The organism is Pseudomonas sp. R43(2017) (assembly GCF_002112345.1).
GTDB lineage: Bacteria > Pseudomonadota > Gammaproteobacteria > Pseudomonadales > Pseudomonadaceae > Aquipseudomonas > Aquipseudomonas kribbensis.
On the sequence record NZ_NEHJ01000006.1, the window covers coordinates 99,783 to 112,966 of the forward strand.

16 protein-coding genes are annotated in these 13,184 nt (G+C 60.8%); 8 read left to right on the forward strand and 8 right to left on the reverse strand.

The genetic code is table 11. The features are described from left to right. The first annotated feature begins 75 nt into the window (after window positions 1-75). Window positions 76-867 (forward strand): crotonase/enoyl-CoA hydratase family protein, encoded by a 792-nt coding sequence (locus tag CAG02_RS18120; RefSeq protein WP_085710755.1) that lies wholly within the window; start codon window positions 76-78, stop codon window positions 865-867. A 3-nt stretch (window positions 868-870) separates the two neighbouring features. On the opposite strand, the gene CAG02_RS18125 is transcribed toward CAG02_RS18120, so the two are convergent. Next, window positions 871-1,626, reverse strand: coding sequence for a spermidine synthase (locus tag CAG02_RS18125; RefSeq protein ID WP_085710756.1), 756 nt, complete (start codon window positions 1,624-1,626; stop codon window positions 871-873). Window positions 1,627-1,753: 127 nt separating this feature from the next. On the opposite strand from CAG02_RS18125, the gene CAG02_RS18130 reads away from it, so the two are divergent. Continuing rightward, window positions 1,754-3,100 (forward strand): class II 3-deoxy-7-phosphoheptulonate synthase, encoded by a 1,347-nt coding sequence (locus CAG02_RS18130; protein WP_085710757.1) that lies wholly within the window; start codon window positions 1,754-1,756, stop codon window positions 3,098-3,100. On the opposite strand, the gene CAG02_RS18135 is transcribed toward CAG02_RS18130, so the two are convergent. Both CAG02_RS18135 and CAG02_RS18140 read right to left on the reverse strand, forming a co-directional pair. Continuing rightward, window positions 3,097-4,344: a winged helix-turn-helix domain-containing protein gene (locus tag CAG02_RS18135; RefSeq protein ID WP_085710758.1), complete on the reverse strand. Its 1,248-nt coding sequence runs from the start codon at window positions 4,342-4,344 to the stop codon at window positions 3,097-3,099. The genes CAG02_RS18130 and CAG02_RS18135 overlap by 4 nt on opposite strands. 64 nt (window positions 4,345-4,408) lie before the next feature. Further along, complete coding sequence (locus CAG02_RS18140; protein WP_085607148.1) at window positions 4,409-4,624, reverse strand: DUF1127 domain-containing protein; 216 nt, start codon at window positions 4,622-4,624, stop codon at window positions 4,409-4,411. A 97-nt stretch (window positions 4,625-4,721) separates the two neighbouring features. On the opposite strand from CAG02_RS18140, the gene CAG02_RS18145 reads away from it, so the two are divergent. After that, window positions 4,722-5,576: a LysR substrate-binding domain-containing protein gene (locus CAG02_RS18145; RefSeq protein ID WP_170931623.1), complete on the forward strand. Its 855-nt coding sequence runs from the start codon at window positions 4,722-4,724 to the stop codon at window positions 5,574-5,576. Here the strand turns inward: CAG02_RS18145 and CAG02_RS18150 are convergent. Further along, window positions 5,566-6,315: a sulfite exporter TauE/SafE family protein gene (locus tag CAG02_RS18150; protein WP_170931620.1), complete on the reverse strand. Its 750-nt coding sequence runs from the start codon at window positions 6,313-6,315 to the stop codon at window positions 5,566-5,568. The genes CAG02_RS18145 and CAG02_RS18150 overlap by 11 nt on opposite strands. Before the next feature lie 112 nt (window positions 6,316-6,427). Here CAG02_RS18150 and CAG02_RS18155 point away from each other — a divergent pair, with 112 nt between their 5' ends. The 3 genes from CAG02_RS18155 (at window position 6,428) to CAG02_RS18165 (ending at window position 8,634) form a co-directional block, all read left to right on the forward strand. After that, the gene (locus CAG02_RS18155; protein WP_085710761.1) at window positions 6,428-7,384 is read left to right on the forward strand and encodes a LysR family transcriptional regulator; all 957 of its coding nucleotides are present in this window, start codon (window positions 6,428-6,430) and stop codon (window positions 7,382-7,384) included. 83 nt (window positions 7,385-7,467) lie between these two features. Beyond that, window positions 7,468-7,932: a MarR family winged helix-turn-helix transcriptional regulator gene (locus tag CAG02_RS18160; protein ID WP_085710762.1), complete on the forward strand. Its 465-nt coding sequence runs from the start codon at window positions 7,468-7,470 to the stop codon at window positions 7,930-7,932. Window positions 7,933-8,214: 282 nt separating this feature from the next. Continuing rightward, on the forward strand, window positions 8,215-8,634 hold the full coding sequence (locus tag CAG02_RS18165) for an organic hydroperoxide resistance protein (protein WP_085710763.1): 420 nt from the start codon (window positions 8,215-8,217) through the stop codon (window positions 8,632-8,634). 78 nt (window positions 8,635-8,712) lie between these two features. Here CAG02_RS18165 and CAG02_RS18170 read toward each other — a convergent pair whose 3' ends face one another. Both CAG02_RS18170 and earP read right to left on the reverse strand, forming a co-directional pair. Beyond that, window positions 8,713-9,282: an elongation factor P gene (locus CAG02_RS18170; protein ID WP_003226785.1), complete on the reverse strand. Its 570-nt coding sequence runs from the start codon at window positions 9,280-9,282 to the stop codon at window positions 8,713-8,715. 48 nt (window positions 9,283-9,330) lie between these two features. Continuing rightward, the gene (earP, locus tag CAG02_RS18175; protein WP_085710764.1) at window positions 9,331-10,473 is read right to left on the reverse strand and encodes an elongation factor P maturation arginine rhamnosyltransferase EarP; all 1,143 of its coding nucleotides are present in this window, start codon (window positions 10,471-10,473) and stop codon (window positions 9,331-9,333) included. A gap of 124 nt (window positions 10,474-10,597) precedes the next feature. Between earP and CAG02_RS18180 the strand changes: the two genes are divergently transcribed. Together CAG02_RS18180 and CAG02_RS18185 are read left to right on the forward strand one after the other, a co-directional pair. Beyond that, entirely contained in the window at window positions 10,598-11,005 is a 408-nt protein-coding gene (locus tag CAG02_RS18180) for a hypothetical protein (RefSeq protein ID WP_085710765.1), read from the forward strand. Window positions 11,006-11,007: 2 nt separating this feature from the next. Continuing rightward, window positions 11,008-11,490 carry a GreA/GreB family elongation factor gene (locus tag CAG02_RS18185; protein WP_085710766.1) on the forward strand — a complete coding sequence of 161 codons (483 nt, stop codon included), beginning with the start codon at window positions 11,008-11,010 and terminating at the stop codon, window positions 11,488-11,490. Between the two features lie 8 nt (window positions 11,491-11,498). Here the strand turns inward: CAG02_RS18185 and cysB are convergent, their stop codons facing one another. Both cysB and CAG02_RS18195 read right to left on the reverse strand, forming a co-directional pair. Further along, window positions 11,499-12,473 carry an HTH-type transcriptional regulator CysB gene (gene cysB / locus CAG02_RS18190; RefSeq protein ID WP_007955684.1) on the reverse strand — a complete coding sequence of 325 codons (975 nt, stop codon included), beginning with the start codon at window positions 12,471-12,473 and terminating at the stop codon, window positions 11,499-11,501. A gap of 113 nt (window positions 12,474-12,586) precedes the next feature. Then, entirely contained in the window at window positions 12,587-13,090 is a 504-nt protein-coding gene (locus tag CAG02_RS18195; RefSeq protein ID WP_085710767.1) for a universal stress protein, read from the reverse strand. Between the last annotated feature and the right edge of the window lie 94 nt (window positions 13,091-13,184).

The window sequence follows — 13,184 nt, forward strand, 5'->3', positions numbered from 1 at the left end:
CGATGGCGCTTAAACGATTCACCGACGTGCGGCATCTGGTCGCTGCACCCTTTCTTCCCGTCCGAGGAAACACCCATGAATCAGCCCTGCCCCGGCCGCGTCAGCCGTGCGCGCCACGGCCACGTCCATTTGATCGGTCTGGACCGTGCAGCCAAGCGCAATGCCTTCGACCTCGATCTGCTCAACGACCTGGCCCTGGCCTACGGCGAATTCGAGGCCGACAGCGACGCGCGGGTGGCGGTGGTGTTCGGCCATGGCGAGCATTTCACCGCCGGACTCGATCTGGTCAACGCCAGTTCCGCCCTCGCCCAGGGCTGGCAGGTGCCGACCGGCGGCTGCGATCCCTGGGGCGTCTTCGTCGGACCGCGGGTCAGTAAACCGGTGATCGTCGCCGCGCAGGGTTATTGCCTGACCATCGGCATCGAGCTGATGCTCGCCGCCGACATCAACCTGTGCGCCAGCAACACCCGCTTCGCCCAGATGGAAGTGCAGCGCGGGATCTTTCCATTCGGCGGTGCGACTTTACGCTTTCATCAAATCGCCGGCTGGGGCAATGCCATGCGCTGGCTGCTGACCGGTGACGAGTTTGATGCCCATGACGCGTTGCGCCTGGGTCTGGTGCAGGAAGTCATGGCCAGCGAAGACTTGCTGCCGCGCGCCATTGAGCTGGCCGAACGGATTGCCCGACAGGCGCCGCTTGGCGTGCAGGCGACACTGATGTCGGCGCGCCAGGCGCGCTATGAAGGCGAGACCGCAGCGGCGCAGAGCTTGCCGCCGCTGGTGAAGAAACTGCTGGCAACCGAGGATGCCAAGGAAGGTGTGCGTTCGCTGGTGGAGCGCAGACCTGGCGACTTCAAAGGCTTTTAAGACTCAAGTCGCCGGACGGATGCAGTTGATCAACGACTGCAACGAATAACCCAGCTTCGGCGCCAGCGCTTCAGCTCGCGCGGTAAGCGCCTGCATGTCCAGTACCTGATCGAGATCCGCCGGCACGATCAGAATCACGTTGCCCTCCTTCACTGGCAGTTCCCAGTAATGCCGGTGATAGAGCCCGCGCAGCAGCGCCGCCCCCAGCGGTTTGCCGTCATCGGTGGCCCACTGGTTGATCACCAGCCAGCCACCTGGATTCAGACGTTTCTGACAGTCACCGAGGAAATTCCACGCAAGGTGCGCGGCGCCCGGGCCGACATCGGTGTAGAGGTCGACGAAGATCAGATCCGCCGGTTCGGCCGTCGGCAGCAGCTCGATTGCATCGCCAACGCGGATGTACAGACGCGGATCGTCATCGAGACCAAGGTATTCGATGGCCAGACGTGGCACGTCCGGGCGCAGCTCGATGGCTTCGACGTCTTCCAGTGGCAGGAACTTGAGGCAGGCCTGGGTCAGCGTGCCGGCGCCAAGGCCGAGAAACAACGCGCTCTCCGGTTGCTCATGACACAGCGCGCCGATCAGCATCGCCCGGGTGTAGTCGTACTCCAGCCAGCTCGGGTCGGCGGTAAACACACAGCTTTGCTCGATGGCATCGCCGAACTCCAGAAAGCGGTAGTCGGCCACTTCCAGCACGCGAATCACGCCGAACTCATCCTGTACCTCGGCGAGCAACAGCTCGACGCGCTCCTCAGTCATTTCGTCTCCAGATCATTACCGCAACAGCACTGTGGCAAAGCGGCGATTGTCCGCGATGCGGCACGAGCAGGTCACGCACTAATTGCTGCTAACATGGCCGTCCGTGCGTAGAACCTTAGAGACCGTGATGAGCCAACCCTGGAGCCCTGACAGCTGGCGCGCCCTGCCGATCCAGCAACAACCCCGATACCCCGACGCCGCGCACCTGCGCCAGGTCGAGCAGACGCTGGCCAGTTATCCGCCGCTGGTGTTTGCCGGCGAAGCGCGGGAGCTGCGTCGTCAGTTTGCCGAAGTCACCCAGGGCCGGGCATTTTTGCTGCAGGGCGGTGATTGCGCGGAAAGCTTCGCCGAGTTCTCTGCCGCGAAGATTCGCGACACCTTCAAAGTGCTGCTGCAAATGGCGATCGTCATGACCTTCGCCGCCGGTTGCCCGGTGGTGAAAGTCGGGCGCATGGCCGGCCAGTTCGCCAAGCCGCGCTCGGCCAACGACGAGACCATCGACGGCGTGACCCTGCCGGCCTACCGGGGCGACATCGTCAACGGTATCGGTTTCGACTCGGCCAGCCGCGTGCCGGATCCGGAGCGTCTGCTGCAGTCCTATCACCAGTCCACCGCCACCCTCAACCTGCTGCGCGCCTTCGCTCAGGGCGGTTTTGCCGACCTGCATCAGGTGCACAAGTGGAACCTGGACTTCATCGCCAACTCGGCGCTGGCGGAAAAATACAGCCACCTCGCTGACCGCATCGATGAAACCCTGGCGTTCATGCGCGCCTGCGGCATGGACAGCTCGCCGCAACTGCGCGAGACCAGCTTCTTCACGGCCCACGAAGCGTTGCTGCTGAACTACGAAGAAGCCTTCGTGCGCCGCGACAGCCTGACCAACGATTACTACGATTGCTCGGCGCACATGCTGTGGATCGGCGACCGCACCCGTCAGCTCGACGGCGCTCACGTCGAATTCCTGCGCGGGGTGAACAACCCGATCGGGGTGAAAGTCGGCCCGAGCATGAACCCCGACGACCTGATCCGCCTGATCGACGTGCTCAACCCGGACAACGATCCGGGCCGCCTGAACCTGATCGCGCGGATGGGTGCGAACAAGGTCGGCGATCACCTGCCGGCGCTGATCCGCGCGGTACAGCGCGAAGGCAAGCAGGTGCTGTGGAGTTCCGACCCGATGCACGGCAACACCATCAAGGCCAGCAGCGGCTACAAGACCCGCGACTTCGCGCAGATCCTTGGCGAAGTGAAGCAGTTCTTCCAGGTTCACGAAGCGGAAGGCAGCTACGCCGGCGGCATCCATATCGAAATGACCGGGCAGAACGTCACCGAATGCATCGGTGGCGCGCGGCCGATCACCGAAGATGGCTTGTCGGATCGCTATCACACCCACTGCGACCCACGGATGAATGCCGATCAGTCGCTGGAACTGGCATTCTTGATCGCCGAGACGCTGAAACAGGTCAAACGCTAAATCGCGATGACGTTGGCTCGGTCGTTTTCGACTTGAGCCAACGTCACCCGCAACCGGTCGGCACTTTCGCGCTGGCAATTGAGTTGCACCTGCTCAAGCCCCAGCCAATCCGCCATCTGCCGCAGGTTCAGCGCCAAGGCCAGCATCCCCGCGTCGTCCAGTCCCGTTTCTTCCTCGTGCACCGCATGCACTGCCAGGCGCCCGGCCGCCCGTTCGGCACGCAGATCGACCCGCGCAGCAATCCGTTCGTTGTGCAGGAACGGCAGTACGTAATAGCCGTAAACGCGCTTGTCCTGCGGCGTGTAAATCTCCAGCCGATAGCGGAAATCGAACAGCCGCTCGGTCCGGCTGCGCTCCCAGATCAGTGAATCAAACGGCGACAGCAATGCACTGGCCTCGACCTTGCGCGGGGTTTTCGGCTCGGGCAGGCAGTAGGCAATCTGGCGCCAACCAGCGACTTCGCAGGTCAGCAGTTGCCCGTCCTCGACCAGTTCGGCCAGGCGCGGGCGGGCATCGGCAGGGTTCAGGCGGAAATAATCGCGCAGGTCTTTTTCCGTGCCCACGCCCAGAGCTTCGGCCGCGTGCCGCAGCAAACCGCGCTGCGCCTCGGCCTCATCGGGCAATGGTTGTTGCAGCACGGAGGCCGGGATCACTCGCTCCGGCAGGTCATACAGCCTTTCAAAGCCGCGCCGTCCGGCGACGGTCACTTCGCCGGCGGCAAACAGCCACTCCAGTGCATGTTTTTCCGCGCTCCAGTCCCACCAGGGGCCGGCCTTTTCCTCACGGGTCGACAGGCTTCCGGCGCCCAGTGCGCCCTGCTCCTCGACCGACGCCAGTACCCGGCGAATGGTGTCCTGTTGCTCGCGGCCGAAACGTGCCAGTTGCTGATAAATGTCTTCGCCCCGTTTGGCCCGCTGCATGCGCCAGCCCATCAACGGGTACATCGACAGTGGCAGCAACGACGCTTCGTGGCCCCAGTATTCGAACAGCGAACGACGTCGCCCCGAACTCCAGGCAGCCTGATCGAGCAAATCGGAAGGATAGGAACCGAGACGGGAAAACAGCGGCAGGTAGTGCGAGCGCACCACGGCATTGACGGAGTCGATCTGCAACAGGCCGAGGCGTTCGATCAGCCGGTTGACGTGCAGGGCTTTGACAGCCGGCGGCTGGCGCCCGTGAAACCCTTGGGCAGCCAGTGCCAGACGTCGAGCCTGTTTAAGGGAAAAGGACAAAGTCGCGGGCATATGTACCTCCGTGTCTGCTCGCAACCTACCTCACTACAAAGTGGTTTGTGTAGCGATGGCCTCATCATTTATGCATCGGATCGTCCCAGAACGGCCGAATCGCTTCATGTTCGACATCGGCACGGCTGACCCCGATATCCTTCAAAGCCTCGTCGCTCAGACTGGCGAGCAGTTCGCGTTCACGGTGAAGTTCGTACCAGCGGCTAAACTTGTGCAGCAAATCGGAAATCAGATGGACCGGCACTCTTTCATCGCTCACATACAGTTTTTGACCTTTCATCGTGTTGCCTCCTTTTTGGGATGGCTCAAGTCTCGCGCCGGGGCTACGATCAATCCAACGAATGTTTCTGATGGCATGCATCACGGAGATTCATCAATTGTCGGCGTACCCCAGTATCGATACCGATGTGCTGCGCACCTTTGTCGCGATTGCCGATCAGGGCGGTTTCACCCGCGCCGGTGAAATGGTCAACCGCACCCAATCGGCCGTGAGCATGCAGATGAAGCGTCTGGAAGAGGACGTGTTGCAGCGCCAGTTGTTCGAGCGTGACGGGCGTCAGGTGCGCCTGACCGCTGAAGGCCAGGTGTTGCTCGGCTATGCGCGGCGCATCCTGAAACTGCACAGTGAAGTGTTCAACACCCTGCGCGAGCCGCACATGGTCGGTACGGTGCGGATCGGCACGCCGGACGATTATGTGATGCGCTTTCTGCCGGGGATCCTGTCGCGCTTCGCCCAGTTCTATCCGTTGATCCAGATTGAAGTGCACTGCGAGTCGACCCGACAGCTACTGCAACGCACGGATCTGGATCTGTCGATCGTCACCCGCGAGCCGGGCAACGAGATTGGCCAGTTGCTGCGCAAGGAGCGCTTCGTCTGGGCCGAGGCGCAGAACTTCAGCGCCCACGAGCAGACGCCGTTGCCACTGGCGATGTTCAACAGTGATTGCTTCTGCCGCCTGTGGGCCTGCAATGCGCTGGACGCCATGGGCCGCGAATACCGGATCGCCTACAACAGCACCAGCCTTTCGGCATTGATGGCAGTGGTGAGCGCGGGTCTGGCGATCACCGCGCAACTGGAAAGCCTGATAACACCGGACCTGCGGATTCTCGGCGCCGCCGAAGATCTGCCGTTGTTGCCCGAGGCCAGCATCATGCTGATCCGCAACCTGAACAATCCGTCGCCAATCACCGAGTGCCTGGCCGAGCACATCGTTGAAGGCTTCAAACTTTAAAGGCGAGCATCACCGCACACAGCACCAGGAACCCGCAGAACAGCCCACGCAGGAGTTTTTCCGGCATGGCGTGGGCCACTTTCACGCCCCAACTGATGCTGGCCAGACCGCCGAGGGCCAGCGGCAGGCCGATCATCCAGTCCACTTCGTGATGCACCGCGTACGTCACCAGCGTGACACCGGTGCTGGGCAATGCCAGCGCCAGCGACAGGCCTTGGGCGACCACCTGAGTGGTGCCGAACAGGCTGGTCAGCACCGGTGTCGCCACCACTGCCCCGCCGACCCCGAACAGACCGCCCATAGTGCCCGACGCCGCGCCCAGCACGCCCAGCCACGGCCAGGAATAACGCATCTCGGAAGTCGCTGCCCGCCGCGCGCCGAACATTCGCACCAGGTTGTAGGCCGACAACGCCACGAGGAACGCGACAAATCCGATGCGCATGGTTTGCGCGTCGATGCCCACGGCCCAGATCGAGCCGATCCACGCAAAACAGAATCCCATCACCGCCAACGGCAGCGCGTGCCTCAGTTCAATGCGGTTGCGCTGATGATAACGCCACAGCGCCAGCATCACGTTCGGCACCACCATCACCAGCGCCGTGCCTTGGGCGATCTGTTGATCGAGGCCGAACCACACACCCAGCAGCGGAATGGCGATCAAGCCGCCACCGATGCCGAATATCCCACCCAATGTGCCAAGGGCGGCGCCAAACAACAGGTACAGCAAAAACTCGATCACAGCAGAATTCCTCATACGTCAGGCGCCCCATCCTACGCAGTCGGCGCTGGCACGGAAACGCACAGCAACGCACAATGGCTGTGCCAAATTCGCATAGGCACTGAGCCGATTCATGAACCCCAATCAATTGACCGAACAACTCGGACTGTTCCTCGACGTACTGGAGAGCGGCAGTTTTTCCGCCGCCTCACGTCGACATCCGCTCACGCCTTCGGCCGTCGCCCGGCGTATCGACAGCCTGGAAAGCGCTGTCGGCAGCCAGTTGTTCATCCGCAGCACGCATGCGGTGCGCGCCACACCGGCCGGTCTGGCATTTGCCGAACGGGCGCGGCGAATCGTTGCCGAGCTGCAACTGGCCCGCGCCGAAGCGGTGTCACTGAGCAGCGCGCCGGAAGGCCTGATTCGGGTGGATGCGCCGGCAGCGTTCGGACGGCGGCACCTGGCGCCGGTAATTGCCGATTTTCTGGTGCTGTATCCGGGCCTGGACGTGCAACTGCATCTGATCGACAGCTTTGTCGACATGGATGGCTCGAACCTGGGCAAGGTCGATCTGGTGTTGCGCGCCGGGCAAATGGCCGACACCCGACTGGTCGCCACACCGCTGGCGAGCATGGTGCGCATCGCCTGCGCCAGCCCCGACTATCTCAAGCGTCGGGGCGTGCCGAGCGAGCCCGCTCAATTGGGCGAACACGACGGCCTCGATTGGGATGGCCTTGCCCCGCCCTTCGCCTGGCGATTCGAACACGACGGGCAAATGCAACTTCACCGTCCGGCGCGCATTCGTATGAGCGCCAACAACGCCGAGGCCTTGGTCTGCGGCGCGCTCGCGGGACTCGGGATCGCGCATCTGCCGACCTGGCTGGCCAGCGAATACCTGTTGCGTGGCGAGTTGCTGCCGCTGTTCTGTGAAAACGGCCTGCCGAAACCGGAGAGCACCGGCATCTACGCGCTGCGGCTGGAACAACAGGCCAGCTCCCGCAGCCGCCTGCTGCTGGAATACCTCAAGACCCGTTTCAGCCCCGTGCCACCGTGGGATCTGGCGCTGCAACGAGAGCTTGGCCGGCACTGACCGATTCGCCACCGGGCACAATTGTCTGGCGCATTAAACAATCGAGCGCTAGATTCATCCGCATTACCGTTCAAGGCACCGACATGACCACCGACCGCAACACCACCGACCACTGCGAAGAACTGCTGCTCGACAATCAGGCCTGCTTCGCTCTGCATTCCACCTCGCTGATGATGACCAAGGTCTACAAGCCCTTGCTGCAAGCACTTGGCCTGACTTATCCGCAGTATCTGGCGATGATGGTACTGTGGGAGAAGGATGGTCTGACCGTCGGAGAAATCAGCACGCGCCTGCTGACCGACCCGGGTTCGCTGACCCCGCTGCTCAAGCGTCTGGAAGGTGAAGGACTCTTGAGCCGGACCCGCAGCCGCGAGGATGAACGGGTGGTGATCGTTGAACTGACTGCACAGGGACGCGCGCTGAAAGACAAGGCTCGGACCGTTCCGCAATGCATTCTGGGGGCCAGTGGCTTCACGCTGGAACGCCTGCAAAACCTGCAAGCCGAATTGCAGGCCTTGCGTGGTCATCTGCAGGACAGCCTGATTTAAGCGTCCCCTTCCCTGCAGGAGCAGTTTCGCACCTGCAGGGAAATCGCATTTTTCTCTGCTTCACCCCCCTCTCCCGAAATTTTTTTCTCTCGTTTTTATCTCAAAAAAAACCTTTCATATCAGAAGCTTGAGATCTCATCCCGAGCTGATCCACGTCTCGCTTCCGTACTTTCGCAAAAATTTATCTTGCGCACTAAATATTAGCGAAGTACATTTACTTCGCACCTAGTTAGCGCGCAAACAATTAGCGCAACAAACCACACACTCGACGAGGCTCACACCATGCAAACTCTCTACACCGCAATCGCAACCTCCACCGGCGGCCGTGACGGTCGTGCGATCTCCAGCGACAACATCCTCGACGTCAAACTGGCCACTCCGAAAGAACTCGGTGGTGCCGGCGGCGCGGCCACCAACCCTGAGCAACTGTTCGCTGCCGGCTACTCGGCCTGCTTCATCGGCGCCCTGAAATTCGTCGCCAGCCAGACCAAACGCAAAATCCCGGACGACGCGTCGATCACCGCTCACGTCGGCATCGGTCAGATTCCTGGTGGTTTCGGTCTGGACATCGACCTGCACATCGCCCTGCCGGGCCTGGAACAGGCCGACGCACAAAGCCTGGTCGACGCCGCCCACCAGGTCTGCCCGTACTCCAACGCCACCCGTGGCAATGTCGATGTACGCCTGCATGTGACCGTGTAACTGCCCGGCAGCAAAAATCGCAGGCACAAAAAAGCCCGACTCAATGGTCGGGCTTTTCCTTTCCGCAAAAAGCAGTGCTTATTTCGCACGGCCTTTGTAGGAACCGCCTTCGCGGGTATCGATCTCGATCATGTCGCCGATTTCGATGAAGTCAGCAACCGACAGCTCGGTACCGTTCTTCAGTTTGGCAGGCTTCATCACCTTGCCGGAAGTGTCACCGCGAGCGGAACCTTCGGTGTAGTCAACCTGACGCACGATGGTGGTCGGCAGTTCTACGGAAACCAGACGCTCTTCGAAGAACACGGCTTCGCAAACGTCGGTCATGCCTTCTTCAACGAAAGGCAGAACGCTTTCGATGTCTTCGGCGTTCAGTTCGTACATGGTGTAGTCAGTGGTGTCCATGAACGTGTAGGTGTCGCCGCTGATGAAGGACAGGGTCGCTTCTTTGCGGTCGAGGATCACGTCGTCCAGCTTGTCGTCCGCACCGTAAACGGTTTCGGTCTTGTAACCGGTCAGCAGGTTCTTCAGCTTGGTCTTCATGATCGCGCTGTTACGGCCCGATTTGGTGAATTCAGCTTTCTGAACCAGCCAAGGATCGTTGTCGATACGGATCACGGTACCGGGTTTGAGTTCTTTACCAGTTTTCATTGCGAATATCCGAATTTGGATGGGATTTACAAAAATCTAGGCCGCGTATCATATCCAATTTCGGTAAAACTGTACCAGCGCCGTCGCAAGATCGGCCTGCAAGGCCTGTTCCAGACACCATGCTTCGGCATTTTCCTGCAGTTCGGGCCAGTATTTACGGGCCTCAAGCCAGTGCTGGCCGATAGGCTGCCCGGCACTCCAGGCCCGCCAAAGACCGTTCATCGCCTCGGCAGCGGCGGGCGAAAGGCCTTTTCCGTAGAGCGCGAGGAAGGCGTCGAGCTTGTCCAGATGGATATCTTCGTCCTGCTGATAGATGTGCCACAGCATCGGACGACCGGCCCACTGCGCACGGACAAACGAGTCCTCGCCGCGCACCGCGTTGAAATCGCAGCACCAGAGCAATTGATCGTATTGATCCTGGCGGACAAACGGCAACACCTGCACGGTCAGCGCCTGGCGCACATTGAAGTCGCCGACCGACAGCGACTCGACACCGAGCCAGCGCGCGACATCACCGAGAATCCGCCCTTCCGGCACCAGCAGATGAGTCGGTGTCGAATCAGCGGCGAGCACATCCAGCCAGCTGGCGAGACCGGCATTCTCGTAGGCGAACAGCGAAATCAGTTGCGCACCGGGCGCAGGAACGACCCCCAAGGCTTGCAGGAATTGTCGCTGCGACTCGGGATCCTGCTGAAACCGCCGACGCCGATCCAGCAGTCCGCTTTCACGCAACAATCCGCCAGTGCCGGCCTGGAACCCCGGGAAGAAAAAGATCTTCTGTACGGACTTGTACTTCACCGAAGGCAGACCGTGGCAGCCAACCACCCAGTCCTCGGCGCTGAGATAGTCGAGGTTCATCCACAATGGCGGCTTTTCCCGCTCGGCCATGGCGTCCATGTAGGCGCTCGGCAACTGGCAGGCGAACGCGGCGATGACCACGTCGGCTGCGTCGGTTACTGGCCATTCTGCCGGCCAGTGCCGGACCTCGACACCCTGCTGCCATTGCGCATCGAGACTGATGTCGAGCTCCGGGCAAATACGCTCGAACGCACGCAGATCATCAACCCACAGCCGCACCGCCAGCGCATGCTCGGCCGCCAGTTGCCGGGCCAGACGCCAGGTCACGCCGATATCACCAAAGTTGTCGACCACGGTGCAAAAGATGTCCCAGCGGGTTTTCGGTTGCGGCATTCAAGACTCCCGTTGGCAAAAGCGCCGATTGTCCGCATTAATGTCCGCGTGCAGAAGAGCCGACGACAATTAATCTTCGTGCGACAATCGCCACTTGCCCGCAATCATCCGCCAGGAGGCAGCCATGCCCTACCGTCCTACCCCACGTCGCCCCTTGCCTGTCCAGCTTAGCGCGCTGCAATTGACCGGCAGCATTGCCCTGGGTCTGTGGCTGGGATTCCTGGCCATTGCGCTGACTTGCTGGCTCGCTTCGATGCTGTTCAGCCGCCAACTGCAACCGGTGGCGGATGCAGTGCAACAGCTGAGCAAGCCTGCGGTAGTCGCCCAGCCGCAGACCGAGCCCGAGTCGCAAAACCGCCTGTTCGAGCAGTACGAAGAAAACCTGCGCAAGAACGAACAGCAGAATCGCCTGGATCAGGCCCGCAGCAGCACGCGCAACCAGTCGAACCCTAAATGCCAGTTCTGGCTCCAGCAGGATCAGACGGCCCCAAGCGAAAAGAGCCGCGCCAACGTCCTGCAATTCTGCGATTGATCATGAACAAGCACACCGTCCACCAACTGATTCTCGACAAACTGCGCGTCGACCTCGATATCGCCGAACGCGCGGCACAAACCGCTTACGAAACCGCGACCCACGAAGAGAACATCGCCGAAAACAAGTACGACACCCTGGGGCTCGAGGCGTCGTACCTGGCGGCCGGGCAAGCGAAACGGGTCGAGGAGATCCGCCAGTCACTGGCGGTCTGCCAGAACCTGACGCTTCGGGCCTATGACGATCAACGCGGAATTGAGATCGGCGCCCTGCTCGGTCTGGAAGATGAAAGGGGTCGTGAGCAATGGCTGTTTCTGGCGCCGGATGCGGCGGGCCTGAAAGTCGACGTGGTCGGCCAGCCGGTCACCGTCATCACCCCGCGCTCGCCGCTGGGCAAAGGCTTGCTGGGCAAGTTCGAGGGTGACGAGGTGGAGATTCTGGTGGCGGGCACCCGGCAACAGTTCGCTGTTACCGAGGTGCTGTAGACAGGAGCTTAGTGAACCGGCAGTTCGACGCCTTCGAACAGCTCTTCGAGTTCTTGCTTGTTGTGGCACTGGATGGCCTTGGCCATGACTTCGCGGGTCAGGTGCGGTGCGAACTTCTCGATGAAATCGCACATGAAGCCACGCAGGAAAGTGCCGCGACGGAAGCCGATCTTGGTCACGCTGGACTCGAACAGTTCGCTGGCATCGAGTACCACCAGATCGTTGTCGAGTTTGGTATCGACGGCCATTTTCGCCACGATGCCGACACCCAGACCCAGGCGCACGTAGGTTTTGATCACGTCGGCGTCGGCGGCGGTGAACACCACTTTCGGCGTCAGACCGCGATGACTGAAGGCTTCGTCGAGTTTCGAACGGCCGGTGAAACCGAACACGTAAGTCACGATCGGGTATTCGGCCAGTGCTTCGAGGGTCAGCTTCGGCAGCTTGGTCAGCGGGTGGCCCTGAGGCACGACCACGCAGCGGTTCCAGCGGTAGCACGGCATCATCACCAGATCGCCGAACAGCTCCAGCGCTTCGGTGGCAATGGCGAAATCCACGGTGCCGTCAGCAGCCATTTCGGCGATCTGCATCGGCGAACCCTGGTGCATGTGCAGCGCCACGTCCGGGTATTGCTTGATGAAATTGCTGATCACCGGCGGCAGTGCATAACGTGCCTGTGTGTGTGTGGTGGCGATCGACAGGGTGCCTTTTTTCTCGTTGGAGAATTCCTGGGCGATCTGCTTGATGCTTTCGACCTTGCGCAGAATCTCACCGGCGGTGGTGATGATGCGCTCGCCGGCCGGCGTGACGCGGGTCAGGTGCTTGCCACTGCGGGCGAACACTTCGACGCCCAGTTCGTCTTCCAGCAGACGGATTTGCTTACTGATGCCCGGTTGCGAGGTGTAGAGACTTTGGGCTGTAGCGGAAACGTTGAGGTCGTGGTGCGCCACTTCCCAGATGTAGCGCAATTGTTGAAGCTTCATATGAATCCCTCAAAGCAGGTAGACGCCACGGGCATCAGCGACGGTATATAACTATATTAATGGTTTGAAGAATAAATCTAGAACTTTTTTATCAAAACGCCATTATTACCGTCTCAGCGATCCTCCCGGCGCCGACGCTCCACCAGCGGCACCATGTAAACCGGCACCTTGGACAATTGCAGCAATCGCGTCGCCGTGCGCCCCAACGGTGTTTCCGCCCCGACCCCGTGGCTGTGACTTCCTACGATCAGCAAATCGACGGAGAGTTTCTGGACCTGGTCGAGAATCACCTGCGACGGATCGCCCTGCAGCACCCGCACCGCGCGAATACGCAGCAGATCCTGCTCGCCCTCGTCCCCCAGCTCTTCGCGAAAACTGTCGAGCACCCGTTGCTCGATATTGGCGATGACGGTTTTCAGACCCTGACTGTGAAATTCGTTCAACGCCTGTTCGTCGAGATAGCTCTGCAACACCGACTCGGCAAACAACCCCATGGGCTCCACCGCGTGCACCACATACAAGTCGGCATTGAATGTTCGCGCCATCGCCAGGGCATGCTGCATCACTAACGGTGCGTACAGACCGAGGTCAGTGGCATACAGCATCGAACGAATCATATGACCTCCTCGCAAGCCAACATGGCGGAGATTTGATTCAGCTTAGCAGTGCCTTGGCGAGTACGACGTGCGACGCAACGTCTTGAACCACGAG

Coding starts and splice junctions, on each gene's coding strand:
- CAG02_RS18120 (WP_085710755.1), top strand. CDS start 76: ATGAATCAGCCCTGCCCCGGCCGCGTCAGCCGTGCGCGCCACGGCCAC.
- CAG02_RS18125 (WP_085710756.1), bottom strand. CDS start 1,626: ATGACTGAGGAGCGCGTCGAGCTGTTGCTCGCCGAGGTACAGGATGAG.
- CAG02_RS18130 (WP_085710757.1), top strand. CDS start 1,754: ATGAGCCAACCCTGGAGCCCTGACAGCTGGCGCGCCCTGCCGATCCAG.
- CAG02_RS18135 (WP_085710758.1), bottom strand. CDS start 4,344: ATGCCCGCGACTTTGTCCTTTTCCCTTAAACAGGCTCGACGTCTGGCA.
- CAG02_RS18140 (WP_085607148.1), bottom strand. CDS start 4,624: ATGAAAGGTCAAAAACTGTATGTGAGCGATGAAAGAGTGCCGGTCCAT.
- CAG02_RS18155 (WP_085710761.1), top strand. CDS start 6,428: ATGAACCCCAATCAATTGACCGAACAACTCGGACTGTTCCTCGACGTA.
- CAG02_RS18160 (WP_085710762.1), top strand. CDS start 7,468: ATGACCACCGACCGCAACACCACCGACCACTGCGAAGAACTGCTGCTC.
- CAG02_RS18165 (WP_085710763.1), top strand. CDS start 8,215: ATGCAAACTCTCTACACCGCAATCGCAACCTCCACCGGCGGCCGTGAC.
- CAG02_RS18170 (WP_003226785.1), bottom strand. CDS start 9,282: ATGAAAACTGGTAAAGAACTCAAACCCGGTACCGTGATCCGTATCGAC.
- earP (WP_085710764.1), bottom strand. CDS start 10,473: ATGCCGCAACCGAAAACCCGCTGGGACATCTTTTGCACCGTGGTCGAC.
- CAG02_RS18180 (WP_085710765.1), top strand. CDS start 10,598: ATGCCCTACCGTCCTACCCCACGTCGCCCCTTGCCTGTCCAGCTTAGC.
- CAG02_RS18185 (WP_085710766.1), top strand. CDS start 11,008: ATGAACAAGCACACCGTCCACCAACTGATTCTCGACAAACTGCGCGTC.
- cysB (WP_007955684.1), bottom strand. CDS start 12,473: ATGAAGCTTCAACAATTGCGCTACATCTGGGAAGTGGCGCACCACGAC.
- CAG02_RS18195 (WP_085710767.1), bottom strand. CDS start 13,090: ATGATTCGTTCGATGCTGTATGCCACTGACCTCGGTCTGTACGCACCG.